Annotated in this window: 23 protein-coding genes and 4 tRNA genes; 14 read left to right on the top strand and 13 right to left on the bottom strand. The window is 67.5% G+C overall.

Annotated features, from left to right (window positions below; genetic code table 11):
- Positions 1–131 precede the first annotated feature (131 nt).
- Positions 132–1148 (top strand): isocitrate/isopropylmalate dehydrogenase family protein, encoded by a 1017-nt coding sequence (locus tag IE100_RS05265; protein WP_189373051.1) that lies wholly within the window; start codon positions 132–134, stop codon positions 1146–1148.
- A gap of 197 nt (positions 1149–1345) precedes the next feature.
- Here IE100_RS05265 and IE100_RS05260 read toward each other — a convergent pair.
- Positions 1346–1430, bottom strand: a tRNA-Tyr gene (locus IE100_RS05260).
- Positions 1431–1562: 132 nt separating this feature from the next.
- Between IE100_RS05260 and IE100_RS05255 the strand changes: the two genes are divergently transcribed.
- A complete protein-coding gene (locus IE100_RS05255; RefSeq protein WP_189373050.1) occupies positions 1563–2807 on the top strand; it encodes a sensor histidine kinase in 1245 nt (414 codons plus the stop codon).
- A complete protein-coding gene (locus IE100_RS05250) occupies positions 2804–3328 on the top strand; it encodes a response regulator transcription factor (RefSeq protein WP_189373049.1) in 525 nt (174 codons plus the stop codon). Before IE100_RS05255 ends, IE100_RS05250 begins: the two co-directional genes overlap by 4 nt.
- 323 nt (positions 3329–3651) lie before the next feature.
- On the opposite strand, the gene IE100_RS05245 is transcribed toward IE100_RS05250, so the two are convergent.
- The 8 genes from IE100_RS05245 to IE100_RS05210 all read right to left on the bottom strand — a co-directional run bounded on the left by IE100_RS05245 (position 3652) and on the right by IE100_RS05210 (position 11322).
- Positions 3652–5328, bottom strand: a complete 1677-nt coding sequence (locus IE100_RS05245) for a flagellinolysin (RefSeq protein WP_229800233.1) — start codon at positions 5326–5328, stop codon at positions 3652–3654.
- Positions 5329–5538: 210 nt separating this feature from the next.
- Positions 5539–6921 (bottom strand): FAD-binding oxidoreductase, encoded by a 1383-nt coding sequence (locus IE100_RS05240; protein WP_189373048.1) that lies wholly within the window; start codon positions 6919–6921, stop codon positions 5539–5541.
- Positions 6918–7250, bottom strand: a complete 333-nt coding sequence (locus IE100_RS05235) for a hypothetical protein (protein ID WP_189373047.1) — start codon at positions 7248–7250, stop codon at positions 6918–6920. The genes IE100_RS05240 and IE100_RS05235 overlap by 4 nt, the downstream gene beginning before the upstream one ends.
- 1 nt (position 7251) lies before the next feature.
- Complete coding sequence (locus IE100_RS05230; RefSeq protein ID WP_189373046.1) at positions 7252–7869, bottom strand: glutathione S-transferase family protein; 618 nt, start codon at positions 7867–7869, stop codon at positions 7252–7254.
- A 66-nt stretch (positions 7870–7935) separates the two neighbouring features.
- Entirely contained in the window at positions 7936–8568 is a 633-nt protein-coding gene (locus IE100_RS05225; protein WP_189373045.1) for an exopolysaccharide biosynthesis protein, read from the bottom strand.
- 81 nt (positions 8569–8649) lie between these two features.
- Positions 8650–10005 (bottom strand): aldehyde dehydrogenase family protein, encoded by a 1356-nt coding sequence (locus IE100_RS05220; RefSeq protein WP_189373044.1) that lies wholly within the window; start codon positions 10003–10005, stop codon positions 8650–8652.
- Positions 10006–10114: 109 nt separating this feature from the next.
- Positions 10115–10993: an NUDIX hydrolase gene (locus tag IE100_RS05215; protein WP_189373043.1), complete on the bottom strand. Its 879-nt coding sequence runs from the start codon at positions 10991–10993 to the stop codon at positions 10115–10117.
- Positions 10994–11245: 252 nt separating this feature from the next.
- Positions 11246–11322, bottom strand: a tRNA-Arg gene (locus IE100_RS05210).
- A 164-nt stretch (positions 11323–11486) separates the two neighbouring features.
- Here IE100_RS05210 and IE100_RS05205 point away from each other — a divergent pair.
- Complete coding sequence (locus tag IE100_RS05205) at positions 11487–12224, top strand: c-type cytochrome (protein ID WP_189373042.1); 738 nt, start codon at positions 11487–11489, stop codon at positions 12222–12224.
- An 81-nt stretch (positions 12225–12305) separates the two neighbouring features.
- Here the strand turns inward: IE100_RS05205 and IE100_RS05200 are convergent, their stop codons facing one another.
- A complete protein-coding gene (locus IE100_RS05200; RefSeq protein WP_189373041.1) occupies positions 12306–14321 on the bottom strand; it encodes a UvrD-helicase domain-containing protein in 2016 nt (671 codons plus the stop codon).
- A gap of 177 nt (positions 14322–14498) precedes the next feature.
- Here IE100_RS05200 and IE100_RS05195 point away from each other — a divergent pair, with 177 nt between their 5' ends.
- A complete protein-coding gene (locus IE100_RS05195; protein ID WP_189373040.1) occupies positions 14499–15326 on the top strand; it encodes a symmetrical bis(5'-nucleosyl)-tetraphosphatase in 828 nt (275 codons plus the stop codon).
- A gap of 95 nt (positions 15327–15421) precedes the next feature.
- Here IE100_RS05195 and IE100_RS05190 read toward each other — a convergent pair whose 3' ends face one another.
- The 3 genes from IE100_RS05190 to mutM all read right to left on the bottom strand — a co-directional run bounded on the left by IE100_RS05190 (position 15422) and on the right by mutM (position 18622).
- Complete coding sequence (locus IE100_RS05190) at positions 15422–16747, bottom strand: dicarboxylate/amino acid:cation symporter (RefSeq protein ID WP_189373039.1); 1326 nt, start codon at positions 16745–16747, stop codon at positions 15422–15424.
- A 236-nt stretch (positions 16748–16983) separates the two neighbouring features.
- Positions 16984–17772, bottom strand: coding sequence for a lysophospholipid acyltransferase family protein (locus tag IE100_RS05185; RefSeq protein ID WP_229800232.1), 789 nt, complete (start codon positions 17770–17772; stop codon positions 16984–16986).
- A gap of 34 nt (positions 17773–17806) precedes the next feature.
- The gene (mutM, locus tag IE100_RS05180) at positions 17807–18622 is read right to left on the bottom strand and encodes a bifunctional DNA-formamidopyrimidine glycosylase/DNA-(apurinic or apyrimidinic site) lyase (protein ID WP_189373038.1); all 816 of its coding nucleotides are present in this window, start codon (positions 18620–18622) and stop codon (positions 17807–17809) included.
- 79 nt (positions 18623–18701) lie between these two features.
- Between mutM and IE100_RS05175 the strand changes: the two genes are divergently transcribed.
- From IE100_RS05175 to ychF, 9 genes are all read left to right on the top strand, one after another.
- A complete protein-coding gene (locus tag IE100_RS05175; protein WP_189373037.1) occupies positions 18702–20459 on the top strand; it encodes a tetratricopeptide repeat protein in 1758 nt (585 codons plus the stop codon).
- Positions 20456–21046: a lipoprotein insertase outer membrane protein LolB gene (lolB, locus tag IE100_RS05170; RefSeq protein ID WP_189373036.1), complete on the top strand. Its 591-nt coding sequence runs from the start codon at positions 20456–20458 to the stop codon at positions 21044–21046. The genes IE100_RS05175 and lolB overlap by 4 nt, the downstream gene beginning before the upstream one ends.
- Complete coding sequence (gene ispE, locus IE100_RS05165; RefSeq protein ID WP_189373035.1) at positions 21043–21897, top strand: 4-(cytidine 5'-diphospho)-2-C-methyl-D-erythritol kinase; 855 nt, start codon at positions 21043–21045, stop codon at positions 21895–21897. The genes lolB and ispE overlap by 4 nt, the downstream gene beginning before the upstream one ends.
- 9 nt (positions 21898–21906) lie before the next feature.
- Positions 21907–21983: transfer RNA gene (locus tag IE100_RS05160), tRNA-Gln, on the top strand.
- Positions 21984–22008: 25 nt separating this feature from the next.
- A tRNA-Gln gene (locus IE100_RS05155) sits at positions 22009–22085 on the top strand.
- Between the two features lie 88 nt (positions 22086–22173).
- Positions 22174–23157 (top strand): ribose-phosphate pyrophosphokinase, encoded by a 984-nt coding sequence (locus IE100_RS05150; RefSeq protein ID WP_189351774.1) that lies wholly within the window; start codon positions 22174–22176, stop codon positions 23155–23157.
- A gap of 70 nt (positions 23158–23227) precedes the next feature.
- Positions 23228–23515: a 50S ribosomal protein L25 gene (gene rplY, locus IE100_RS05145; protein ID WP_189373034.1), complete on the top strand. Its 288-nt coding sequence runs from the start codon at positions 23228–23230 to the stop codon at positions 23513–23515.
- 89 nt (positions 23516–23604) lie between these two features.
- A complete protein-coding gene (gene pth / locus IE100_RS05140; protein ID WP_189351772.1) occupies positions 23605–24186 on the top strand; it encodes an aminoacyl-tRNA hydrolase in 582 nt (193 codons plus the stop codon).
- Between the two features lie 121 nt (positions 24187–24307).
- Complete coding sequence (gene ychF / locus IE100_RS05135; RefSeq protein ID WP_189373033.1) at positions 24308–25399, top strand: redox-regulated ATPase YchF; 1092 nt, start codon at positions 24308–24310, stop codon at positions 25397–25399.
- The last annotated feature ends 150 nt before the right edge of the window (positions 25400–25549 follow it).

Below are 25549 nucleotides of genomic sequence, written 5' to 3'. Positions count from 1 at the left end.
GGGGATAGAATGATAGCCGTTCTCGAATGGCCCGCCGTGGCGGGCTGGCCGGCGCGGATGGCGGCGTCGCTTGCCCTGCCGCCGGCGGCGCGATATGTTGCCATGCAACAACAAGCGGGAGGGATCGGGGCATGAAACTGTGCGTGATAAACGGCGACGGCATCGGTCGCGAGGTGGTGCCGCAGGCGGTACGGGTGTTGCGCCGGCTGCTGCCGGATCTGCAGATCGTCGAGGCCGAGGCCGGCTGGGACACCTTCCGGCAGCAGGGCACGGCGCTGCCGGCGGCGACGCTGGCGGCGGCGCGTGAGTGCGGCGCGGTGCTGTTCGGCGCAGTCAGCTCGCCGGCGTATCCGGTGGCCGGCTACCGCTCGCCCATCGTGCAGCTGCGGCGCGAGCTGGGCTGCCACGCCAATGTGCGGCCAACCCTGAGCCTGCCCGGCAGCGGCGCGGCCGAGGGCGTCGACCTGCTGATCGTGCGCGAGAACACCGAAGACCTCTACGTCGGCGAGGAGCAGTCCGACGGCGAAACCGCCACCGCCATCAAGCGCATCACCCGTGCCGCCTCGCGCCGCGTCGCCGAGACCGCGTTCCGGCTGGCGCAGGACGGCGGCCGCCGGCGCGTGACCATCGTGCACAAGGCCAACATCATGCCGCTCACCGACGGCCTGTTCCGCGACGCGGCGCGCGACGTGGCGGCGGATTATCCGCAGATCGCGGTGGACGAGCTGCTGGTCGACACCGCCGCGCTGAAGCTGGCGCAGGCGCCGCAAAGTTTCGACGTGCTGCTGGCGCCCAATCTCTACGGCGACATCCTGTCCGATCTGGCGGCGGCGTTCGGCGGCGGGCTGGGCGTGGCGGCATCGCTGAACCTGGGCGCCGAGGCGGCGATCGCCGAGCCGGTGCACGGCTCGGCGCCGGACATCGCCGGGCGCGGCATCGCCAACCCGGTGGCAGCGCTGCTGTCGCTGGCGCTGCTGCTGCGCCACTGGTGGGCGCGGCCAACGTTGGCCGCAACGCTGGAGCTGGCGGTGCGGCGCACGCTGGCCGACAGCATCGCCACGCCCGACCTCGGCGGGGATGCGGGTACGGCGGCGTTTTGCGATGCGGTGCTGCGACGGCTGGATCTGGATCGGCTGGATCTGGATTAACTACAGCGGGACAGGCTGCGACAAGATGCCGCATTCCGCCGCCGCCGGCCCTTGGCTATAGTCGGGCGTGGCGGGGAGGCGTCTTCGCCAGGCGAACTGGAACCGGCCGTCCGCAGCAGCGGGCGGCCTTTTCTTTACGTGCGGGCGCGCAAACAAAAAAGCCCTGACGCGGTTGCGCAGGGCTTTGATGAGTCTTGTGGTGGGGGGAGAAGGATTCGAACCTTCGAAGGCTGAGCCGTCAGATTTACAGTCTGATCCCTTTGACCGCTCGGGAATCCCCCCGACAAGAGCCGCGCATATTAGCCGCCTGTTTTGCGCCTGTCAAGCGGGGACCCGGCAAAAGGCGCGGCCGGCCGCTGCGACAAATCGTCGCAGCCTGCCGTGGCGGGCGACGGCGATGCTAAAGTAGCCGCCATGATGACTTCCACCTTCCCGCTGCTGTTTGCGGCCAACCTTGGGCCGGTGGCGCAGGCGGTGCGGCGTTTGCGCTGGCTGATGCTGGGCGCGGCGCTGCTGACCCTGCTGCTGGCCGCGGTGCTGGCGCTGCGGCTGCCGTGGCTGCTGCTGGCGCAGGCGCTGGCGACGCTGGCGCTGCTCAACTTCGCGCTGCGGCACTGGCCGCTGCCGCCACGGCGGCAGCTGGCGCTGGGCCTGTTCGGCGACGTGCTGGTGCTCTCCGAGGTGCTGGCCTTCAGCGGCGGCGCCGCCAATCCGCTGGCCTCGCTGTACCTGCCGCCGGTGCTGCTGGCGGCGCTGCTGTTGCCGCCGCGCCAGGCGTGGCTGCTGGCGCTGTCGAGCCTGGCGAGCTACGCGCTGCTGTTTGGCTGGCACCTGCCGTGGCCGCTGGCCGGCGACGATGCCGCCTACGCCTTCCGCCTGCATCTGGTCGGCATGTGGCTGACCTTTGCCGTGTCGGTGCTGCTGCTGACCGGCTTCGTGTCGTCGCTGGCGCGGCAGCTGGCGCAGCGCGAGGCGGCGCTGGCGCAGGCGCGCGAGGCGCAGCTGCGCGACGAGCAGCTGGTGGCGCTGGGCGTGCAGGCGGCCGGCACCGCGCACAGCCTGTCGACGCCGCTCAACACGCTGACCCTGCTGTGCGACGAGCTGTGCGCCAGCCACGCCGCCGATGCCGATCTGCAGCCCGACCTGCAGCTGATGCGGCAGCAGCTGGCGCTGTGCCGCCAGTCGCTGGTGCAGCTGAAGGCCGGCGCCGAGAGCCGGCCGCCACCGCAGCCGATAGGCGACGCGCTGGCGCAGCAGTTGCAGGGCTGGCAGGCGACGCGGCCGGGGGTGCGGCTGCAGCGCGACGGCCTGCTGCACGGCGGGCCGGCGATGGCGCCGGACCCGCGCTTCTGGCCGGCGCTGTTCAACCTGCTCAACAACGCGGCGGAGGCCGGCGGCGGCGAGGTGGAGCTGGACGCCGCCATCGTCGCCGGCCAGCTGCAACTGCGCATCCGCAACCGTCGCGGCCGCCTCAGCGCCGCGCAGCTGGCGCGGGCCGGGCTGGCGCCGCTGGACAGCGACAAGCCGGCCGGCCTCGGCATCGGCGTGATGCTGTCGCACGTGACGCTGTCGCACCTGGGCGGCGAATTGCGACTGGAAAACGATGCCGCCGGCGGCGTGTGCGCCACGCTGCGGCTGCCGCTGGAGGGCGACGCATGATGGACATCCTGCTGGTGGAGGACGACGCGGCCTTCGCCGCGATGCTGGCGCGCAGCCTGCAGCGCCGCGGCCATGCGGTACGCCATGCGGCCAACGTGGCGGCGGCGCTGCAGGAAGTGGCCCGCGCGCCGCAGGCGATCATCCTCGACCTCAATCTTGGCGGCGACAGCGGCCTGCGCCTGCTGCCGCAACTGCTGGCTGCGGCGCCGCAGGCGCGGCTGCTGGTGCTGACCGGCTACGCCAGCATCGCCACCGCGGTGGAGGCGGTGAAGCTGGGCGCGGTCAACTACCTGGCCAAGCCGGCCGGCGCCGACGAGATCCTCGCCGCGCTAGGCGCGCCGGCGGCGAACCCGGAGTGCGCACTGCCCGCCGCACCGATGTCGCTGAAGCGCGTCAGCTGGGAGCACCTGCAACGGGTGCTGGCCGAACACGACGGCAATGTCTCGGCCACCGCCCGCGCGCTGAACATGCACCGCCGCAGCGTGCAGCGCATGCTGGCCAAGCGTCCGGTGCGCGATTGAGGTGCCGGTCTCGCGGGGTGCGAAAACGGCGTGTCCGCGGCTAAGCCCCTGATAAAGCAGTGGACAAATTAGAGCAATTGCCTTAAATTGTGCGCTGCACTCAAGCCGAAAGGTTTTTGTGGTGTTAGCCCCTCGAAGCATCCGTCGGCCCCGTGCCGGTGTGGTGTTTCTTCCTCGTGTTGGCCCCTGTGGAAACCCTCAGGGGATTTTTTTTGCCTGCTCGCCGTGACCTGCCGGCAGCGGCGCCGGATACGACAATGCGGCCAACCTTGAGACAAGGTTGGCCGCATCGTTTTGGGGACGGACGGTTGCAAGGGCGCTGCTTAGACCTGCAGCAGCCGCAGCACGTGCTGGCCCTGGCTGTTGGCCTGCGCCAGCATCGCGGTGCCGGCCTGCTGCAGCACGCTTTGCCGCGTCTGGTTGGCGGTTTCCTGCGCGTAGTCGGCGTCCATGATGCGCGAGCGCGCGGTGCTGGCGTTCTCGGTCGAGCTCTGCAGGTTCTGGCTGGCACTGTCCAGCCGCGACATCATGCCGCCGATCTTGGCCCGCTCCTGCGAGACGTAGTCCAGTGCCTGGTCGAGGTGGAAGATGGCGAACTTGGCCAGCTTGTCGAGATCGAGATCCTGTAGCCCGAGCGAGGCCACGTTCACCGCGCCGACCGAGCCTTGCAGCGTGTCGCCGGCATTGCTGCCGCTCTGTACGGTGAAGAAGTTCTGCCCGGTGGCGCCGGCAATGTCGGGGAAGTCCAGCTTGAAGCCCTGCAGCACGTTGGCGCCGGACAGCGAGGCGTTGTTGTCGTCCAGCGCGGTTTCTGCGGTCAATATCGTGCCGCCGTCGGCATCGGCGCCGCCGACCGCGCCGGTGTCGGCATTGCTCAGGTCCATACCGCCGATGAAGGCCGCGCCGTTGGTGTTCCATGAGGCGATGAAGGCGGCGCTAGTGGCCAGGTTGCCCTTGGTGGCGCTGTTGATGGCGGCATCGAGGGTGGCGCCGCCATTCAGCGCCTGCATCACGTCCTTGATGCCGCTGCCGCCGGCCTGTTTCACCTGCTGGTGCAGGTAGCGGGTGGCGGCGTAGGCGGCGGAATAGTGCGCCGAGTCGCTGGCCCAGGCGCCGAGCGCGTTGCTGCTGACCAGGTTGGCGGCCCCGCCGGCCGCCGCCACGTCGCCGGCCAGCCGCTCGTCGGCACCATGGATGAATTCGGCGGTGCCCTCCATGAACCAGGTGGGCAGCGTGGTGATGTTCATGCTGCGCCCCATCACCGCGTGCACCATCTCGTGGGCGATCACGCGGTCGTTGTAGAACGGGGCGCTGCCACCGTTGGGCAGGTTGGCCGGGGTGAAGTCGGCCATCTCGACATTGAGCGCCACGCCCAGCATCCTGCCGCCGCCGTCGGTGCCGGTGTAGCTGACCGAGGCCAGCGTGCCGCCCGGGGTGCCCGGATCCAGGTTCACCGTCATGGTGGCGCCGTCGCCCTGGATGCCGTAGAACTGCTTGATGCGGCGCTCCGAGGCCTCCAGCCAGCCCAGCTGCAGGCCGTCCATCACCGCGCGCTTGTCGGCATCGCCGCCGAGGCTGGTGGTGGATTGCGAAAACACCTGCTGGCCGTTGAATTCGGTCTCGCGCCCGATCTGGTCTATGCCCTGCAACAGCTGGTTGGCTTCCGCCTGCAGTGCCTGCCGGTCGGGGCTGCTCAGCGTGCCGTTGGCGGCCTGCACCGACAGCTCGCGCATGCGCTGCAGCATGTCGCTGACCTTGGCCAGCGCGCCTTCGGTGACCTGCAGCATCGAGGCGTTGTCGGTGAGGTTGCGCAGGCCCTGGCGCTCGCCGCGGATTTTCGCATCCATGCGGCTGGCGCTGGCCTGGCCGGCGGCGTCGTCCATCGCGCTGTTGATGCGCAAGCCGGAAGACAGCCGCGCGAGGGTCCGCGTCAGGCTGTTGCTCGACTTTTCCAGTTGTCGCTGCGCCTGCATGGCCAGCGTATTGGTATTGATTTGCACGAAGCGCGATCTCGCAGAACGATGCGGGTGGCAAGGGATGATCCCTTATCGGCGCGGCGCGCGTGTTCTTGAGGGCTTTTGTTGCCGGATTATGGTGGTTTTGTATTGCCATGCCATTGTTTTTTATAGAAATACAAATGCATGACCGATGCGCTTGCTGCCAACCTTGGGACAAGGTTGGCAGCATCGTTCAGGGCGGGGACTGGTGCGTTACAGCCACTTGCCCGGGTTCATGAGGTGTTGCGGATCGAGTGCCTGTTTCACCGCGCGCATCACCGCCAGCGCCGCCGGGTCCTTGTAGCGCTGCAGCCAGTGGCCCTTGAGCTGGCCGACGCCGTGCTCGGCCGCCAGCGTGCCGCGCAGGCGGTGGACCTGTTCGTAGACGATGGCGTTGACCGCGTCCTCGTCGGCAAACAGCTCGGCATTGCCGGGGCGGGTGTGGCTGATGTTGTAGTGCAGGTTGCCGTCGCCGGCGTGGCCGAAGGCGACGATGCGCACGCCGGGGAAGGCGGCCTGCAGCGCCGTGCCGCAGGCGTCGAGAAAGGCCGGGATCGCCGAGGTCGGCACGCCGATGTCGTGCTTGATGCTGGGGCCGTCGCGCTTTTGCAGCGCCGACATCTGTTCGCGCAGCTGCCACAGCCGCGCGCGTTCGCTGTCGTTCTGCGCCAGCACGCCGTCGCCGAGGCCGCGCGCGGCCAGCCACTGCAGCAGCCGCTCCTGCAGGCTGGTGTTGTCGCCGCTGTCGGACAGCTCGACCAGCAGCGCCCACGGCGCCCGGAACGGCAGCGCGCCCGGCTGGTACTTGTCGACCAGCTGCTGGCACACCTCGGACATCATCTCGAAGCTGGTCAGCCGGTCGCCGAACGCCGCCTGCAGCGCGTTGAGGGTGGCGATGGCTTCGTCGGCGCCGGCGACGCCGAGCAGCGCGGTGGCGTGCGCGGTGGGCTGCGGGAACAGCTTCAGCGTGGCGGCGGTGATCAGCCCGAGCTGGCCCTCGGCGCCGATGAACAGCTGCTTCACGTCCAGGCCGCTGGTGTCCTTGCGCAGCGCGGTCAGCGCGTCCAGCAGCTGGCCGTCCGGCAGCACCACCTCCAGCCCCAGCGTCAGCTCGCGCATGGTGCCGAAGCGCAGCACGGCGAGGCCGCCGGCGTTGGTGGACAGGTTGCCGCCGATCTGGCAGCTGCCCTCGCTCGCCAGCGACAGCGGGAACAGCAGCCCGGCATCGGCCGCCGCCGCCTGCACCGCCGCCAGCGTGCAGCCGGCCTCGACGGTGATGGTCTGGTTGGCCGCGTCGACGGCACGGATGCGGTTCAGGCGCCGAAAGGCGATCAGCAGCTGCCGGCCGCTGCCGTCCGGCGTCGCCGCGCCGCAGGTGGAGGTGTTGCCGCCCTGCGGCACGATGGCGATGCGGTGGGCGGCGCAGAAGCGCACCAGCGCCGCCACCTCGTCGCGGCTGGCCGGCAGCGCCACCGCCAGTGGCGCCCCGTGGTAGCGGCCGCGGTAATCGGTAATGAAGGGCGCGATGTCGTGCGGTGCGGTCAGCAAGTTGGCGGCGCCGACAATGGCGGCCAGTGGCGCAAGCAGATCGGTCATGGGGTGGTTTCCGGTTCGGCGCTGGTGTCGGAGTCGCAGCCGGCGCCGATCGCCAGATAGCGTCGCGCCAGTCGCGCGAACAGCGGCACGGCGACGGCGGGCAGCCAGCGCAGGTAGTGGGTGGGGGCGGCGAGCAGGCCGCAGTGGTAGCGCGCGGCCGCCGCCTGCCAGTGCAGCGCCGGGCAGGCGCTGCCACGGTGGCGCAGCAGCAGGGTCGACAGCGGGCAGGGCGCGGCCGCGCAGCACACGCCGCAGCCGTTGCAGGCGGCGCCGAGCGCCGGTTTGGCCGGCGCGGCGCGGGCCAGCCAGATGCGCTGCGGCGCGCTCATGTCAGTTCTCCGGCGCCATCAGCGCATCCGGATGCTGCCAGCCGGGCTGGGCGGCGATGCGCGCCAGCCAAGCGCCGACCTGCGGCCAAGCTTGCAGGTCGATGCCGGCGTCGGCGGCCCACCACAGGTAGGCGCTGGCCGACAGGTCGGCAACCGACAGGCCGCCGGCGAGCAGGTAGTCCTGCGTCGCCAGTTGCGCGTCCAGCACGTCGAGGTCGGCACGGCAGCGCTGTTCCAGCCAGGCTTCGACTGCCGCCGGCTGCGACTCGAAGCGGCGCGCATAGCGCAGATTGGGCAGCGACAGGCCGATGCGGTTGCTCTCCCAGCTCAGCCATTCGCGCAGCGCCTGGCGCTCGCCGGGCTGGCCGGCGAGCACGCCCTGGCTCTCTGCTAGCCATTGCAGGATGGCGTTGGACTGCACCATCGCCACGCCGTCGACCACCAGTGCCGGCACCTCGTCCCAGCGGCTGGCGGCGCGGAATTCGGCCGGGCGCGCGGCGCGCGGCGTGGACAGCGCAACGTTGCGGTATTGGTGTGCGACCTTGCCCAGCACCAGCGCCAGCCTGATTTTGTAGCTGTGGCCGGACAGACGGTTGCCGTAGAGGACGAGACTGTTCATCGGGGAAATCCTGTGCCAGACGGGCGCGGCCCGCTCAAGCCCTTGATGATACGCGCAAGCGGCGGCTTAACCCAGCCAGTCGCCCTGCAGCAGGCGGTAGCCCCAGGCCAGGATTTCGGCGCCGGCCCACCACAGCAGCGCGACGTAGGCCCACGCCAGCACGGTGACGACGTAGCCGGCCAGCAGCAGCGCGCCGTCGCGCAGCCGCAGTCCCCACGCCAGCAGCGCTACCGCGGCGGCGGGCACCATGTTGTCGAAGGAGATCACCGGCACCGGCACCATCATCGACAGCCCGGCCAGCGCCAGCATGCCGCCATTGAGATGGCGGTAGCGCGGCGAGCTGAGCCGCAACAGTCGCGGCCGGCTGCGTGCCAGCAGGCGCTGGTTGAGCCGGGCCAGCAGCCCTTGCAGGCGCTCGCCCAGCGCCGGCGGCAGGCGGCGTTGCGCCAGCCATGCCGGCAGTGCCACCGGTCGCGCCAGCAGCAGGCCGCCGGCCAGCAGCAGGCACAGCGCGCCGACGCTGGTGGCCATGCCGGGCACGGTCAGCGGCAACAGCAGCGGCAGCGCCAGCAGCCCGAGCCAGCGCAACTGCTGGCGCGGGTGGCGGCCGACGGCCTCGCCCAGGGTGGCGTGCGACAGCGGGGGAGGGAGCGCGCGCGCCCGGCGGGTGCGGGCGGGGCGGGAGCGATGAGGCAGCATGGCGGTCCACGGAATGAAGGCAACAGGCACTATGCGACCGGCGCATGGCGAATTTGTTGCAGGCCGCGGCCGCCACGGGGCTTATTTTTGCCAGTAGGTCTTCACGTTGACGAATTCGTAGAGGCCGAATTCGGACAGCTCGCGGCCGTAGCCGGAGGCCTTGACGCCGCCGAAGGGCAGGCGCAGGTCGGAGCTGGTGTAGCGGTTGATGAACACCGCGCCGGCCTCGATCTCGCGGCCCAGCCGCCACGCCTGCTCGGTGTCGGCGCTGAAGATGGTGGCGCCGAGGCCGAACGGGGTGTCGTTGGCCAGACGGATGGCGTCGTCGACGTTGGCCGCACGCAGGATGCTGGCCACCGGGCCGAACACCTCCTCGTGGTAGATGCGGCAGGCGCTGTTGACGTGGTCCAGCACCGTGGCCGGGTAGTAGAAGCCGGCGCCGTGCGGCATGAGGCCGCCGGCCAGCAGCTGCGCGCCGTGGCCCTGCGCGTCCAGCACCTGCGCGTGCAGCGCCTCGCGCAGGTCGGCGCGGGTCAGCGGCGCCAGCGTGGTGGCGGCGTCGGCCGGATGGCCGGGCACCAGCGCGCGGACGTGTTCGAGAAAGGCGGCGACGAAGGCGTCGGCGATCTCCGGCACCACGATCATGCGCTTGGCGGCGTTGCAGCTCTGGCCGGCGTCGCGAAAGCGCGAGTGCGCGGCCTCGCTGGCGGCGGCCTCGACGTCGGCGTCGGCTAGCACGATGAAGGGGTTGCTGCCACCCAGCTCCAGCACGGTTTTCTTCAGGTGGCGGCCGGCCATGGCGGCGATCTGGCGCCCGGTGGTGGTGGAGCCGGTGAAGGCGACCGCGTCGCAGCCGCGTATCGCGTCGTCGACCGCCTCGTGGTCGATCCACGCCACGTCCAGCACGTCCAGTCCGGCCGCGTGCACGATGTCCAGCAGCAGCGCGCTGCACTGCGGCACCGACGGCGCCGGCTTCACCAGGCAGGCGTTGCCGGCCATCAGCGCCGGCACCGCGAAGCGCAGCACCTGCCACACCGGGTAGTTCCACGGCATGATCGCCAGCACGATGCCCAGCGGCTCGAAGGCGACGCCGCTCTTGCTGGCGCCGGTGGCGATGTCCTTGCTGGCCAGCAGCGTCGGCGCGAGGTCGGCGTAGTAGCGGATCAGTTGCACCGACTTGTCGATCTCGGCCAGGCATTCGCGCTCCAGCTTGCCCACTTCCAGCGACACCAGGGCCGCCAGCGCATGACGGCTGGCCGCCAGCCTGTCGGCCAGCCGCAGCAGGCGCGCGGCGCGATCGGCGGTCGCGAGGTGAGACCACGCGTGCTGCGCGCGGCGCAGCGCGACCAGTTGTGGCGGCAGGGAATCGGCGGACAGGGCGGGGCGGGTGTACACCACCTCGCCGGAGGCGGGGTTGCAGCTGGTAAAGGCGGTCATGACGCGGCGGCTTGGCTACGGGGAAAGAAGGTCACTGTAGCAAAAATCCATCCGCCGCGGCAGGCGGCAAAGCTTGGCCGCAACGGTTGCGGCCAACCTTGGTGCCGGCTTAGCGGCCGGCGGTGTCGGTGCCGGGTACGCCGCGCACCCCGGCCAGCAGCGCGTGCAGCGCGGTATCGTCGCCCCAGTAACCCAGCCGTGCCAGGCAGTCGATGGCGGTCAGCGCGGCGTCGCTCATGAACTGGCCGTTGACCAGGTGCTGTTCCACTTCCGCCAGCGGCATCAGCACGTGCTCGGCCACTTCGCCGTCCTGGTTCTGCGGGATTTCGCCTTCCTTCAGCCACAGGTCGAACACGTAAAGCCATTCGCGGTGCAGGCCGCGCGGCACCGGGCGCTCGGCCAGCAAGAGCGCGGTCTGCGGCAGCAGTTCCAGCCGCGTCGGCGGGATGCCGGCCTCTTCCCAGCCTTCGCGCTCCAGCGCGATCTGGATGCTCTCGCCGGCGGCGATGCCACCGCCCATCAGGTTGTCGAGGCGGTTGGGCGCCACGTCCTTGAACGGGCTGCGGCGGCCGACCCACATGCGGATCTCGCCGTCGGCCATGCGCTGCAGGCCGTTGAGGTGCACCGCGCGGCTGGTCAGCCCCAGCGGACGGAACGCGGCGCGTTCCATCGCGAAGGCCGGCGTGCCGTCGGTGAAGTAGGCGGTGAACTGCTCGTCGCGCCAGCCGTTGAGCCAGCCGGCGTCGCGCCAGCGCAGCGCGGCGGCGGCGAGGGTGGCGCTGCGCGCGGCAAAGTCCGGCTCGTCGTCCAGCGCCTTCAGCACGCCGTTTTCCTCGCGGAAGATCGCTGCCTCCTGCGTCAGCAGGCGTTCGCGCCAGATGTCGTTGACACAGCCGATACGCTGACCTGCGAGTTCGAGGGGGGAATAACCGGTCTTGTCGTAGCACACGATCTGTTCGAGTGCGCCGGTAACGGCTTGCAACTGCATGACATCTCCTGCCTGATCTTCGGGAAGGCGACATCTTACGGAGATTTGCCACGCCGGGCAGGAATTTGCGGCAGGATGGCATCTGGCGCGCGTGCCGGCGTGTGTAGCTGCAACACATCGCGCGATATGACCGCGCACGGGACATGCTCGGGGTATATAAATTCGGCAGACGCCGGGGAGGGGCACAGCGAGGAGGCGGCTTTGACAATCCGCAAAGAACACCGCGGCGGGATGCCGGATAATCCGGCGGATTGGCGCACCCGAGTGGGATCGAACCACTGACCTTCAGCTTCGGAAACTGACACTCTATCCAACTGAGCTACGGGTGCTGCGCAAAAAAGCAGGCGGATCATAGCGCATAGCGGCGCCCAGCGTCCAGTCGTGACTGCCGGTTTCACGGATTTCCGGAAAGTTCCTGGCGCCTTTGCCTTGTGCGGGGGCTTTCCGTATAATTTCCCCAATTTTTGAATGACATTATTACAGCGAGGCTGGAATGAGTAACGAAACCAAAGCGCCAGGCCAGATCGTCACGATCTTGCTCGGTATCGTCGTACTGGTCGTGGTGGGTATCTGGTTGCTGGCGAAACTGGCCACCAGCGGTTTTGATGTCAATGCGGAAGTGATGAGCAAGGAAGCCGTTGCCGCCCGCCTCAAGCCTATCGGCGAATCCGTGGCCAGCGACGCGCCTCCGGGTATGCGCACCGGCCAGCAGGTTTACACCGGCATCTGCATCTCCTGTCACGGCGCCGGCCTGGCTGGCGCACCGAAATTCGGCGACGCCGGCGCCTGGGGCCCGCGCGTGGCACAGGGCTGGGATACCCTGGTCAAGCACGCGCTGGAAGGCTTCAACGCGATGCCGGCTAAGGGCGGCGCGGCCGACCTGACCGACGACGAGCTGAAGCGCGCGGTGGCCTATATGGGTAACGCCGCCGGCGGCCAGTTCACCGAGCCGCCAGTGGGTGGTGCCGAAGCCGGTGCCGCTGCCGATCCGGCGGTCGTGGGCAAGAAAGTGTACGCCAGCGTGTGCATGGCCTGCCACGACAGCGGCGCGGCCGGTGCACCGAAGTTCGGCGACAAGGCTGCTTGGGCGCCACGTCTGGCCAAGGGCCTGGACGGTCTGGTGGCGTCCGCCACCAAGGGCCTGAACGCGATGCCACCGAAGGGCGGCTACAGCGGTTCCGATGCCGAATTCAAGGCCGCCGTGGAATACCTGACCAACGCCGCCAAGTAAGCCGTTGCTTGTCGTCAGAAAAAACGCCGCGCTGTTGCGCGGCGTTTTTCATTGCGGCCAGGGTTGGCCGCAAGGCCGTACTCACTCCTCCGGCTTCTGCACCTTGCTGTCGAGGCTGGCCATCAGGCTGGCGAGCTTGCTCTTGCCCTCGCGCTTGCTGACGATGGGTTCGGCGCCGGGCTTGCCGAAGTGGCGGATGTCGTCGCCGTTGATCTCGCCGATGAAGCGCGACGGCTCGACGAACAGCCACTCGCCGGCGCGGCGGCGCTTCACGCAGTAGGTCAGCGTCAGGCTGCGCTGGGCGCGGGTGATGCCGACGTACATCAGCCGCCGTTCTTCCTCCACCATGCCGTTGTCCACCGATTCGCTGTGCGGCAGGATGCCCTCCTCGCAGCCGATCAGGAACACGTGCGGGTATTCCAGCCCTTTCGATGCGTGCAGGGTCGACATCTTCACCGCGTCGACCTCGCCCTCGTCGCGGCCTTCCAGCATGGTAATCAGTGCGATGGTCTGCGACAGCTCGATCAGGTTCTTGCCATCGGCCTCGCCCTTCTTCTGCAGCCACGCCACCAGGTCCATCACGTTTTTCCACTTCACCTCGGCGGCGCGCTGGCTGTCCTCGCTGTCGTACAGCCAGGCCTCGAAGCCGACCGCCTTCAGCATCTCCATCACCAGCTCGCCGGCCGGTTCGCGCGTGGCGCGGTATTCCAGGTTGACGATGAAGCGGCAGAAGTCCTGCAGCGGCGCCAGCTGTGCGGCACCGACCTGCTGCTGGAAGCCTTCCTCGTGCGCGGCGGCGAACAGGCTGTTGCCGCGCTGGCCGGCCCAGGCGCCGAGCCGCTCCAGCGTGGTGGCGCCGACGCCGCGCTTGGGTGTGGTCAGCGCGCGGATGAAGGCCGGGTCGTCGTCGGGGTTGGCGATCAGGCGCAGGTAGGACAGCACGTCCTTGATCTCCGGCTTGTCGAAGAAGCTCTGCCCGCCGGCCATCTGGTAGGGGATGCGCTGGTTGCGCAGCGCCTGCTCGAAGATGCGCGCCTGGTAGTTGCCGCGGTAGAGGATGGCGTAGTCCTTGAACTCGGTGCGGTGCTCGAACTTGTGCGCCAGCAGGCGCTGCACCACCACGTCGGCCTCGTGCTCCTCGTCCTTGCACTGCACCACGTGGATGGGTTCGCCCAGGCCCAGCTCGCTCCACAGCTGCTTCTCGAACAGCTTGGGGTTGTTGGCGATCACCGAGTTGGCCGCACGCAGGATGCGCGCGGTGGAGCGGTAGTTCTGCTCCAGCTTGATCACCTTGAGTTTTGGGAAGTCGTGCTGCAGCAGGCGCAGGTTTTCCATATTGGCGCCGCGCCAGGCGTAGATGGACTGGTCGTCGTCGCCCACCGCGGTGAACATGCCGCGCGCGCCGGTGAGCAGCTTCACCAGCTGGTACTGGCAGGTGTTGGTGTCCTGGTATTCGTCGATCAGCAGGTAGCGCAGCTTGTGCTGCCACTTCTGCAGCACCTCGGCGTTGCCCAGGAACAGCTCGACCGGGAAGCGGATCAGGTCGTCGAAGTCCATCGCCTGGTAGGCGGTGAGCGTGGCCTGGTAGCTGGCGTAGGTCATCGCGCAGATGCGGTCGAACTCGTTGTCGGCCTGCACGATGGCGGCGTCGGGGCCGAGCAGCTCGTTCTTCCACAGCGAGATGCGGCTCTGCACCTTGCGCACCTCGTCCTTGTGCGTGGTCTTGAGCACGTCGGAGATGATCTTGGCGGCGTCGTAGCTGTCGAGGATGGAGAACTGCGGCTTGTAGCCCAGGTGCGGTGCCTCCTGGCGCAGCAATTGCATGCCCAGCGAGTGGAAGGTGGACACGGTGATGCCCTTCAGCTCGCGGCTGCTCATCAGCTTGCCGACGCGCTCCAGCATCTCGCGCGCCGCCTTGTTGGTGAAGGTGATGGCGGCGATGTTGCGCGCGTCGTAGCCGCCCTCGCGGATCAGGTACTCGATCTTCTGGGTGATCACCCGCGTCTTGCCGGAGCCGGCGCCGGCCAGTACCAGCAGCGGGCCGTCCAGCGACATGATGGCGGCGCGTTGCGGCGGATTCAGTTGCAGCAGGGACATGGGATGTCGTCAATCTTTCATGGGCAACGCGCATTGTAGAGCCAGCGGCACGATACGGCCATGCGCTTTCCTTTATCATTGGCGGCCGGCCCGCCGCCGCTTGCTGTGCCGGCGGGCGCGGCGGTGCGGCACGGCTCAGGCCAAGGTTGGCCGCATTCATCAACAGGACAACAACACATGGCCACCTACGCGATTGGCGATTTGCAGGGCTGCTTCACGCCCTTTATGGCGCTCTTGCGCCAGATTGAATTCAACCCCGGCCGCGACACGCTGTGGCTGACCGGCGACCTGGTCAACCGCGGCCCGGAGTCGCTGGCGGTGCTGCGCTGGGTGTTCGAGCACCAGGACTGCACGCAGATGGTGCTCGGCAACCACGACCTGCACCTGCTGGCGGTGGCCGAGGGCTACGGCAAGATCCACAGCGACGACACCATCGACGACGTGCTGGACGCCGCCGACAGCAAGCTGCTGCTGGACTGGCTGCGCTGCCAGCCGCTGATGATCTACGAGCAGGGCTACGCGATGGTGCACGCCGGCCTGCTGCCGGAGTGGAGCATCAACAAGGCGCTGCGGCTGGCGGAGGAGGTCGAGGACGAGCTGTCGGGCAAGGACTACCGCAAGCTGTTCGCCAAGCTGTACGGCAACAAGCCCTCGCGCTGGCACGGCGAGCTGAAGGGCATGGACCGCTGGCGGCTGATCATCAACGCGATGACGCGGATGCGCTTCATCAACAGCGACGGCGAGCTGGACCTGTCCTACAAGGGCGAGCTGGACGGCGCGCCGGCGCACCTGCAGCCGTGGTTCGCGGTGGAGGGGCGGCGCAGCATGGACACGCCCATCGTCTGCGGCCACTGGTCGGCGCTGGGGCTGATGCTGAGCGAGGACGTGCTGGCCATCGACAGCGGCTGCCTGTGGGGCGGCAGCCTCACCGCGGTGCGGCTGGAAGACCGCGCCCAGTTCTCGCTGCCGTGCCCGCCGTACCGCGAGATCGGCAAGGTCAAGTAAGCCCAAGATAAGGCGCGGCGGCTGCGGCCAACGTTGGCCGCAAGCAAAAAGCCCCTGTCTCGCGACAGGGGCTTTGTGTTTGGCGGTGAACGCGATCAGCTCAGCTCTTGCGACACTTCGCGGATCAGGTGCGGGGCCTGTACCGGGGCGCCGTGGTTGATCGGCGTCGGGTTGGCCAGCTCGCGGGCCATCTGTTCTGCATCCAGCGAGTTTTCCCACTTGGCGACCACCACGGTGGCCACCGCGTTGCCGATCAGGTTGGTGATGGCGCGGGCTTCGGACATGAAGCGGTCGATACCGAGGATCAGCGCGAGGCCGGCGACCGGGATTTCCGGTACCACCGCCAGCGTGGCGGCCAGGGTGATGAAGCCGGAGCCGGTGACGCCGGCGGCGCCCTTGGAGGTCAGCAGCAGCACGCCGAGGATGGTCAGCTCCTGGGTCAGGGTCAGGTCGATATTGCAGGCCTGGGCGATGAAGATCGCCGCCATGGTCAGGTAGATCGAGGTGCCGTCCAGGTTGAAGGAGTAACCGGTCGGTACCACCAGGCCCACCACCGGCTTGGCGCAGCCCAGCTGTTCCAGCTTGCTCATCAGGCGCGGCAGCGCGGATTCGGAGGACGAGGTGCCCAGTACGATCAGCAGCTCTTCCTTGATGTACTTGATCAGCTTCCACACGCTGAAACCGTAGCAGCGGGCGATGGTGCCCAGCACCAGGCCGACGAACAGCACGCAGGTCAGGTAGAAGGTCCCCATCAGCGAGGCCAGCTGCACCAGGCTGCCGACGCCGTACTTGCCGATGGTGAAGGCCATCGCGCCGAAGGCGCCGATCGGGGCCAGCTTCATGATGAAGCCGATCATCGCGAACAGCACGTGCGACACTTTTTCAAAGAAGCCCAGCACCGGTTTGCCCTGCTCGCCCATCAGCGACAGGCCGGCGCCGAACAGCACCGAGAACAGCAGGACCTGCAGGATCTCGCCTTCGGCAAAGGCGCCGATCGCGCTTTGCGGAATCACGTGCAGGATGAAGTCCACCGTGCTCTGGCCGGCGGCCTTTTCGGTGTACTTGGCGATGGCACCGGCGTCCAGCGTGCTCGGGTCCACGTTCATGCCGGCACCCGGCTGCACGTAGTTCACCACCAGCAGGCCGATGGCCAGCGCCAGCGTGGTCACCACCTCGAAGTACAGCAAGGCCTTGCCGCCGACGCGGCCAACCTTCTTCATGTCTTCCATGCCGGCAATGCCGACCACGATGGTGCAGAAGATGATCGGCGCGATCATCATTTTCACCAGCTTGATGAAGCCGTCGCCCAGCGGCTTCAGCTTGGCGCCGAGTTCCGGCATCAGGTGCCCGAGGGTCACCCCCAGTACGATGGCGACAATGACCTGGAAATACAGGCTCTTGTAAAAGGGTTTGTTCTGCATGGTGCACTCTCCTGTGTCTGGCGACGTGATGGCCGCTCACGCTGTGTTGGCGTCTTGGCGAGGATCATGCGGCAGGCGGGCAGGGCGCCAACATTGGGTATTTCCCCATCGCGGAAAACCCTATTGGGGAATCTCCGTATTGGCTTTCTCCGTCTAGCAGGCTGGCATTGTTGCTGCGCAGCATCGGCACCCCCATGCCGGCGGCGTGAAGGGTGGCCGGAGTAGGGGCGGGGCGGCTAGTCGGCGGCGGCAACGGCGTCTGGCGGCAGCTGCAGCGCGTCGCGGATGGCGTCGCGCGCGGTTTCCGACAGCTGGAAGCGGCTGGCCAGCGCGGTGTCGTAGGGCGGGATGGCGGCGGTGTAGCTCAGCTCCACCACCATGGCGCGGCTGGCCAGGATCAGGCACAGGCTCTGCCAGAAGCTGGTGTCGCCGGCGTAGGCGGCGGCGGCGCAGTGGTGGCCGCCGGGAGTCAGGTAGCGGATCGCCACCGGCTGCACCGTGGCGTGCGCCAGGCGCGAGGCCTCGAACAGCGAGGCCTTGAACGGCAGCAGGCGGCGGCCGTCGGAGGTGGTGGCCTCCGGGAACACCGCCATGCAGCCGCCGTCCTGCAAGGCCTTGGCCAGCTGCTCGTTGACGCGGCTGGCGTCGCGGCGGTTGTTGCGGTCGATGAACAGGGTGCCGGCGTTCTTGATCAGGAAACCGGCCAGCGGCCAGTCGCGCAGCTCCTTCTTGGCCACAAAGCGCGACACGGTGACGCTGTTGAGCGCGAAGATGTCCAGCCACGACACGTGGTTGGCGACCACCAGGGTGTTGGCCGGGTACACCGCCGGCGGCGTGCCGTGGACGCGCACCTTGATCGCCAGGATGTGCAGCAGGTGGCGCGACCAGCGTTGGGTGATCACTGCGCGGGCCGGTTGCGTCAGGTGCGGATAGCGGGTGGCGATCACCAGCAGGCCGCGCAGCAAGTGCATGCCGAGGCGGCCGAGGCGGAGCAGGCGGGTAGGCCAGGAGGTGGGACGATGCACGATGGGCTTTATCAGTCAGGCGACGCGGCGCAATTTAACACGGCTGGCAATGCGGGCAAAAGCAGGAGCTGCGCTGTCCCTGGCGCAGCTCGCGGATCAGGCTGCCGCAGACGTGGCAGGGCAGGTCGCGGCGGCCGTAGACCATATAGCTTTGCTGGAAGTAGCCCGGTTTCCCTTTGGCGTCGACAAAGTCGCGCAGCGTGCTGCCGCCGGCGTCGATGGCGCGCGCCAGCACCGCCTTGATCTCGGCGGCCAGCCGCGCGCACTCCTCGCCGCTGAGGCCGTTGGCGGCGCGGGCCGGGTGGATGCCGGCGTGGAACAGCGCCTCGTTGGCGTAGATGTTGCCGACGCCGACCACCACGTGGTTGTCCATGATCGCCAGCTTGATGGCGCTGCCGCGGCGCCGGAGCGCCTGCTGCAGCACCGCGCCGTCGAAGGCGTAGGACAGCGGCTCCGGCCCCAGCCGTGCCAGCAGCGGATGCGCAAGGGCCGGACCCTGCTGCCACAGGATGGCGCCAAAGCGGCGCGGATCGCGATAGCGCAGAACCGTTTGCCCCAGATCGATGTCTACATGGTCATGTTTTTCCGGCGGCGTGCCCGGCGCCACGAAGCGCAGGCTGCCGGACATGCCCAGATGCAGGATCAGCGTGCCGTGTTCGAAGTCGACGAGCAGGTACTTGGCGCGGCGGCTGATGCCGAGCACGCGGCGACCGGCAAGGTTGGCCGCAAGGTCCGGCGGCACCGGCCAGCGCAGGCGCGCCTCGCGCACGGTCACGCCACGGATGGTGGCGTGCAGCAGCAGAGGCGTGATGCCGCGACAGGTGGTTTCGACTTCTGGCAATTCCGGCATTGCAGTTTTCCTTGCCGTGGGCATGATTAAACGAATGGGCGTGGTATTCTACCCGTCTGAACCGATGTTTAGGCCAAGCATGAACGCACTACTCCGTATCGCCGCAGCACTCGCTCCCCTTGCCCTGGCCGCCTGCGCCAGCGTCCCGCCCGCTCCCCCCGCGCCGTCCGTCAGCGCGGAAGCGGTGGTCGAGGATCTCGCCGACGAGGCGGTCGAAGAGGAAACAGTCGACAACCCGCGCATCCCCAAGCTGGAGCTGAGCGAGGAGTGGCTGTACGGCCTGCTGGCCGGCGAGATCGTGGTGCAGCGCGGCGGCGCCGGTGTCGCCGCGGAAACCTATCTGCAACTGGCGCGCGAAACCCGCGACCCGCGCGTGGCGCAGCGCGCCTCCGAATTCGCGATGTTCTCCGGCAACGTGCGCCAGGCCTCCGAGGCGCTGGCCCTGTGGATCGAGCTGGACCCGGATGCCGATTCGGCGCGTGAACAGCTGCTGATCGCGCTGCTGCGCGCCGGCAAGCTGGCGGAAAGCCAGCCGCTGGTGGAAGGCATGCTGGCGCGGCAACCGGCGCGCGCCGGTGCCATCTTCGTGCAGCTGGCGCGCCTGCTGGCCCGCCAGCCGGACCGGGGCGCCGCGGCGAAACTGGTCAGCGACCTGGCCGAGCGCTATCCGGAGCTGCCGGAGGCGCGCTTCGCCCACCTGGCGGTCGCCGCCGAGGCCGGCGAGCAGGCCGAGGTCGACAAGGAGTTCGCCCGTCTCGCCCAAATCGCCCCGACGTGGGATCTGCCGCTGCTGTGGCAGGTCGACCGCCTGCGCCGCCACTCGGTCCCCTCCGCCATCGACTTCCTGCAGGCGCAGCTGCAGCTGCGTCCCGCCGCCAGCCTGGAGCTGAACCTGACCATGGTGCGGCTGCTGGCCAGCGAGAAGCGCTACACCGACGCGCAGCGCCACGCCGAAAAGGCGCTGCAACAGTACCCGAAACAGGCGGAACTGCTGAACATGGTCGGCCTGCTGGCGTTCCAGAACGGCAACCTGCCGCTGGCGCGCCGTCAGCTGGAGGCCGCGCTGCAAGCCGGTTACGCCGATGCCGACTCCCTGCGCTACACCCTGGGCCAGCTGGCGGACGAACAGAAACAGCCGCAACAGGCGCGCCACTGGTACCAGCAGGTGGGGCAGGGCGAGAACTACCTGCCGGCACGGCTGCGCCTGGCGCAGCTGGACGCCGCGGACGGCAACTGGCAGCAGGCGATCAACGACCTGCAGCCGCTGGCCGGCGACGGCAGCCAGCTGGTGCGGGTGGTCGCGCTGCAGGCGCAGATCGCCAAGAATGCCGGCGACCGCGCGCAGGCGATGACGCTGCTGAACCAGGGCCTGCAACGCCAGCCGCGGGCCACCGAACTGCTGTACGACCGCGCACTGCTGTCGGAGCTGGACGGGCAGTTCCCGCTGGCGGAAAAGGACCTGCTGCAGGTGCTGGAGCTGGTGCCGGACCACGTGCACGCGCTGAATGCGTTGGGCTACGCGCTCAGCAACCACACCACGCGCTACCGCGAGGCGCTGGCCTACGTGGAGAAGGCGCACCAGGCGGCGCCGGACGACCCGATGATCCTCGACAGCCTGGGCTGGGTGTACTACAAGCTCGGCAAGCTGGAGCAGGCGCTGCAATACCTGCAGGCCTCCTACGCCAGCATGCCGGACGCCGAAGTGGCCGCCCATCTGGGCGAGGTGCTGTGGCAGTCCGGGCGCCTCGACGAGGCGCGCAAGCTGTGGGCCGAGGCGCACAAGAAGGAGCCGGATCACCCGGTGCTGCGTGAAACCCTGCAACGCCTGCTGCCATGATCGCGCGCTGGCTATTACTGCTGCTGCCGCTGTGGCTGTTCGCTGGCTGTGCCTCGTTCAAGGAAGTGCCGTCCAGTGCGGCACCGTTGCAGCCTCAGGTGCAGGACCAGCCCTTCGACGTCGCCGGCCGGCTGGCGGTGAATCTGGACGGCAAGGGCCACGTCGCCGGCTTTGACTGGCAGCACACCGCGGACGACGACCAGCTGGCGATCAAGACGCCGGTGGGCAATACCGTCGCCAGCCTGCACCGTGACAGCCACGGCGTCACCCTGCTGGCCGACGGCCAGCAGCAGTTCGCCAGCGACGTCGAGACGCTGACCGAACGCCAGCTGGGCTGGCCGCTGCCGCTGGCCAACCTGGTGTGGTGGGTGCGTGGCCACCCGGCGCCGCAGTTTCCCTACACCACCACCCCGGAAGGCCATCTGCAGCAGCAGGGCTGGCTGATCCGCATCCACCGCGATGCGGCCAACCTTGGCCAGCCGCGCCGCGTCGAGCTGGAGCGCGAGGGCCTGACCATCCGCCTGGTGCTGTCCGACTGGCGCCAGTTTGTTCCCCTGCAACCCGATACTGCCCTTCCCGCTCCATGACCGAACCTGTGTTCCATACCTTTCCGGCGCCGGCCAAGCTCAACCTCAACCTGCTGATCACCGGCAAGCGTGACGACGGCTATCACCTGCTGGACAGCGATTTCCGCTTCATCGACCTGTGCGACAGCATCGACATCGCGCTGCGCGACGACGGCGACATCGTGCTGCTGAATCCCATTCCCGGCGTGCCGGCGGACAGCGATCTCACCGTGCGGGCGGCGCGGCTGTTGCAGCAGGCCAGTGGCAGCACGCAGGGCGCCAACCTGCGTCTGCACAAGCGCATCCCGATGGGCGGCGGCCTCGGCGGCGGCTCCTCCGATGCGGCGACCGTGCTGCTGGCGCTCAACCAGCTGTGGGGCTGCGGCCTGTCGCGCGAGGCGCTGATGCAGCTGGGCGTGCAACTGGGGGCCGACGTGCCGGTGTTCATCTTCGGGCGCAATGCGCGCGCCACCGGCATCGGCGAAGAGCTGAGCGAAATCAGCCTGCCGGAAACCTGGTATGTGGTGTTGCACCCAACAGTGCATGTGCCGACGGTGGCGGTTTTCAAGGAATTTTCACGCCAGGTGTTGACAGGGCAGGCCAGTTTCTCCACAATGCGAACCCTAGCAACGACGCCGCAAAAACAGAACGATTTGCAAGGCGTTGTTTGCCAAATGTATCCAGCGGTAAATGAAGCCTTGAGCGCATTAAGAGAATGTGGCTCGCCGTTGATGACCGGTTCCGGAGCCTGCGTGTTTCTGGAATGCGGCAACGAAGATCAAGCAAAAACAGTATATCGTTCCCTGTCGTCACGATTCAGCGGCTTTGTTGCCAAGGGGTTGGCAGCGCATCCGATGTTTGACGGGGAATAGCAGTGCTACTGGGGAGTCGCCAAGTTGGTTAAGGCACCGGATTTTGATTCCGGCATGCGAAGGTTCGAATCCTTCCTCCTCAGCCAAAACCCTGCACAATTTAAAGAATACTGGGGAGTCGCCAAGTTGGTTAAGGCACCGGATTTTGATTCCGGCATGCGAAGGTTCGAATCCTTCCTCCTCAGCCAGGCTTACGAGAGTAAACTAAGAAAAAAAGCGTGTAAGGCTCCTTACACGCTTTTTCTTTATCTACCGATTTAAGGCAATTCTTTTATTATGGCTGCATACGATAGTTTGATGGTCTTCACCGGTACCGCAAATCCGGAACTTGCACAAAACGTGGTCAAGCACCTCGACATTTCCCTCGGCCGCGCCGATGTGGGCAAGTTCAGCGATGGTGAAGTCGCGGTGGAGCTGCTGGAAAACGTGCGCGGTCGCGACGTGTTCATCCTGCAGTCGACCTGTGCGCCGACCAACGACAACCTGATGGAGATCCTGACCATGGCCGACGCGCTGAAACGCGCCTCCGCCGGTCGTATCACCGCCGCGATTCCGTACTTCGGTTACGCGCGCCAGGATCGTCGTCCGCGCTCCGCCCGTGTGCCGATCACCGCCAAACTGGTGGCCAACATGCTGACCAGCGCCGGTATCGACCGCGTGCTGACCGTCGACCTGCACGCCGACCAGATCCAGGGCTTCTTCGACATGCCGGTGGACAACGTGTACGCGACCCCGGTGCTGCTGAAGGACATCCGTTCGCAGCGCATCGAAGACCTGATCGTGGTCAGCCCGGACGTCGGCGGCGTGGTACGTGCCCGTGCAGTGGCCAAGGCGCTGAATACCGATCTCGCGATCATCGACAAGCGTCGTCCGAAAGCCAACGTGGCCGAAGTGATGAACATCATCGGTGACGTGCAGGGCCGTACCTGCCTGATCGTCGACGACATGATCGACACCGCGAACACCCTGTGCAAGGCCGCTTCCGCACTGAAAGAGCGCGGTGCCGAGCGCGTGCTGGCCTACGCCTCGCACGCCATCTTCTCCGGCCAGGCCGTGGATCGCATCAACAATTCGGACATCGACCAAGTCGTGATCACCGATACCATTCCGCTGTCGGCGCAAGCCAAGCAGAGCAGCCGCATCCGCGTGGTATCGATTGGTGGCCTGATCGCAGAAACCCTGCGTCGCATCAACAACGAAGAATCGGTGTCCTACCTCTTCAACGAGGACCTGGTTTCGTCGGGCGCCTGCCTGCCGTAAACGTTCAGCCCACTGGTCGCGGCGGGCTGGAGATTTAAATCAAGCTGCAAAGCTAACTGGAGTTATTCAAATGGCAATCGAAGTTATCGCTACCAAGCGCGTTCTGGAAGGTACTGGTGCGAGCCGCCGCCTGCGTCGCGCTGGTCAAACCCCTGCTGTCGTTTACGGCGCAGGCAAGGAAGCCGTGTCCATCACCCTGGACCACAACACCATGTACTACGCGCTGAAAACCGAAGCCTTCCACAACGAAGTGCTGGATCTGGTGATCGACGGTCAGAAAGAGCAAGTCAAGGTTGCTGCTTTCCAGAACCACCCGTTCAAGCAACTGGTGCTGCACATCGACTTCGCTCGCGTGTAATGCTTAAGCGCCTCACCGTTTGACGGTGCGGTACGAGGCCCGCTGCTGATACTCTCTGCAGCGGGTTTTTCATTGTTGGGATCAAGAGAATGTCGGCAATCCGTCTGGTGGTGGGGCTGGGGAATCCCGGGCCGGAATACGAAAGAACGCGCCATAACGCAGGCTTCTGGCTGGTGGACGAGCTGGCCTGGCAGCACAAGGCGCCGCTGCGTGGCGAGGGCAAGTATTTCGGCGAGGTGTCGCGCGCCACGCTGGCCGCAGGCGACCTGTGGCTGCTCAAGCCGATGACCTACATGAACCTGTCCGGCCAGGCGGTGGGCGCGCTGGCGCGCTTCTACAAGATCGCGCCGGAAGAAATCCTGGTGGTGCACGACGAGCTGGACCTGCCGCCGGGCGCGGCGCGGCTGAAGCAGGGCGGCGGCCACGGCGGCCACAACGGCCTGAAGGACATCATCGCCAAGCTGGGTTCGCCCAACTTCTGGCGCCTGCGCCTGGGTATCGGCCATCCCGGCGATCGCAACGAGGTCGCCAACTTCGTGCTGAAAAAGGCGCGCGCCGAAGAGCAGCAGGCGATCGACGACGCCATCGCCAAGGCGCTGCAGGTGATGCCGGACGTGCTGGCCGGCAACAGCGCGGCGGCGATGAAGACGCTGCACACCGCCGCCAAGTAAAGGTTGGCCGCAGGCTGCGGCCAGGCCCGAGTGCACAAAAAATGATCGGCCAGGTGGTACAATGCCACCGGTCAATGCCTGCGGCGCCCAGCGCGCAGGCCGGAAAATTCGAGGAATTCCCATGAGTCTGAAATGCGGTATCGTCGGTCTGCCCAACGTCGGCAAGTCCACCCTGTTCAATGCACTGACCAAGGCCGGTATCGAAGCGGCCAACTATCCGTTCTGCACCATCGAGCCTAACGTCGGCATCGTGGAAGTGCCGGACCCGCGCCTGGACGAGCTGTGCAAGATCGTCAACCCGCAGAAGACCCAGCCGGCCATCGTCGAATTCGTCGACATCGCCGGTCTGGTGGCGGGCGCCTCCAAGGGCGAGGGCCTGGGCAACAAGTTCCTGGCCAACATCCGCGAGACCGACGCCATCGTCAACGTGGTGCGCTGCTTCGACGACGACAACGTGGTGCACGTTGCCGGCCGTGTCGATCCGATCGCCGACCTGGAAACCATCGGCACAGAACTGGCACTGGCCGACATGTCGGCGGTGGAAAAGGCCATCGTCCGTGACGGCAAGAAGGCCCGCGCCGGCGACAAGGACGCGCAGAAGCTGGTGGCGCTGCTGGAAAAACTGATGCCGCACCTGAACGAAGGCAAGCCGGTACGCAGCATGAAGCTGGACGCGGACGAGCTGGCCCTGCTCAAGCCGCTGTGCCTGCTGACCGTCAAGCCGGCGATGTACGTCGCCAACGTGGCGGAAGACGGCTTCGACAACAACCCGCACCTGGACAAGCTGAAGGCGCTGGCCGAAGCCGAAGGCGCACCGGTGGTGGCGCTGTGCGCCGCCATCGAGAGCGAGATCGCCGATCTCGACGACGCCGACAAGGCGGAATTCCTCGCCGACATGGGCCTGGAAGAGCCGGGCCTCAACCGCCTGATCCGCACCGGCTACAAGCTCTTGGGCCTGCAGACCTACTTCACCGCCGGGGTGAAGGAAGTGCGCGCCTGGACCATCCACGTCGGCGACACCGCGCCGCAGGCGGCCGGCGTGATCCACACCGACTTCGAACGCGGCTTCATCCGTGCGCAGACCATCTCCTTTGCCGATTTCGTCGCCTACGGCGGCGAGGCCAAGGCCAAGGAGGCCGGCAAGATGCGCGCTGAAGGCAAGGACTACGTGGTGCAGGACGGCGACGTGCTGAACTTCCTGTTCAACGTCTAAGCCCGTTCCCGGCCGCGACGGCATCAGCAAGCCCGGCATGGCCGGGCTTTTTCTTTGCCTGCGGGGTGGGCCGGCTTGCCAGGGACTGGCAATACTTCCGCGCCAGCGCGCGGGATATTGCGTACAATCGCGCTCTGGATTGCCGCTGAC

Origin of the sequence: Vogesella alkaliphila, assembly GCF_014652475.1 — a bacterium.
GTDB classification, from domain to species: domain Bacteria; phylum Pseudomonadota; class Gammaproteobacteria; order Burkholderiales; family Chromobacteriaceae; genus Vogesella; species Vogesella alkaliphila.
This window is presented reverse-complemented; position numbering and strand designations above follow the sequence as displayed.

Excerpts from the sequence above, each read along its gene's own strand:
- IE100_RS05265 (WP_189373051.1), top strand. The coding sequence starts at position 132 with ATGAAACTGTGCGTGATAAACGGCGACGGCATCGGTCGCGAGGTGGTG.
- IE100_RS05255 (WP_189373050.1), top strand. The coding sequence starts at position 1,563 with ATGATGACTTCCACCTTCCCGCTGCTGTTTGCGGCCAACCTTGGGCCG.
- IE100_RS05250 (WP_189373049.1), top strand. The coding sequence starts at position 2,804 with ATGATGGACATCCTGCTGGTGGAGGACGACGCGGCCTTCGCCGCGATG.
- IE100_RS05240 (WP_189373048.1), bottom strand. The coding sequence starts at position 6,921 with ATGACCGATCTGCTTGCGCCACTGGCCGCCATTGTCGGCGCCGCCAAC.
- IE100_RS05235 (WP_189373047.1), bottom strand. The coding sequence starts at position 7,250 with ATGAGCGCGCCGCAGCGCATCTGGCTGGCCCGCGCCGCGCCGGCCAAA.
- IE100_RS05230 (WP_189373046.1), bottom strand. The coding sequence starts at position 7,869 with ATGAACAGTCTCGTCCTCTACGGCAACCGTCTGTCCGGCCACAGCTAC.
- IE100_RS05225 (WP_189373045.1), bottom strand. The coding sequence starts at position 8,568 with ATGCTGCCTCATCGCTCCCGCCCCGCCCGCACCCGCCGGGCGCGCGCG.
- IE100_RS05220 (WP_189373044.1), bottom strand. The coding sequence starts at position 10,005 with ATGACCGCCTTTACCAGCTGCAACCCCGCCTCCGGCGAGGTGGTGTAC.
- IE100_RS05215 (WP_189373043.1), bottom strand. The coding sequence starts at position 10,993 with ATGCAGTTGCAAGCCGTTACCGGCGCACTCGAACAGATCGTGTGCTAC.
- IE100_RS05205 (WP_189373042.1), top strand. The coding sequence starts at position 11,487 with ATGAGTAACGAAACCAAAGCGCCAGGCCAGATCGTCACGATCTTGCTC.
- IE100_RS05200 (WP_189373041.1), bottom strand. The coding sequence starts at position 14,321 with ATGTCCCTGCTGCAACTGAATCCGCCGCAACGCGCCGCCATCATGTCG.
- IE100_RS05195 (WP_189373040.1), top strand. The coding sequence starts at position 14,499 with ATGGCCACCTACGCGATTGGCGATTTGCAGGGCTGCTTCACGCCCTTT.
- IE100_RS05190 (WP_189373039.1), bottom strand. The coding sequence starts at position 16,747 with ATGCAGAACAAACCCTTTTACAAGAGCCTGTATTTCCAGGTCATTGTC.
- mutM (WP_189373038.1), bottom strand. The coding sequence starts at position 18,622 with ATGCCGGAATTGCCAGAAGTCGAAACCACCTGTCGCGGCATCACGCCT.
- IE100_RS05175 (WP_189373037.1), top strand. The coding sequence starts at position 18,702 with ATGAACGCACTACTCCGTATCGCCGCAGCACTCGCTCCCCTTGCCCTG.
- lolB (WP_189373036.1), top strand. The coding sequence starts at position 20,456 with ATGATCGCGCGCTGGCTATTACTGCTGCTGCCGCTGTGGCTGTTCGCT.
- ispE (WP_189373035.1), top strand. The coding sequence starts at position 21,043 with ATGACCGAACCTGTGTTCCATACCTTTCCGGCGCCGGCCAAGCTCAAC.
- IE100_RS05150 (WP_189351774.1), top strand. The coding sequence starts at position 22,174 with ATGGCTGCATACGATAGTTTGATGGTCTTCACCGGTACCGCAAATCCG.
- rplY (WP_189373034.1), top strand. The coding sequence starts at position 23,228 with ATGGCAATCGAAGTTATCGCTACCAAGCGCGTTCTGGAAGGTACTGGT.
- pth (WP_189351772.1), top strand. The coding sequence starts at position 23,605 with ATGTCGGCAATCCGTCTGGTGGTGGGGCTGGGGAATCCCGGGCCGGAA.
- ychF (WP_189373033.1), top strand. The coding sequence starts at position 24,308 with ATGAGTCTGAAATGCGGTATCGTCGGTCTGCCCAACGTCGGCAAGTCC.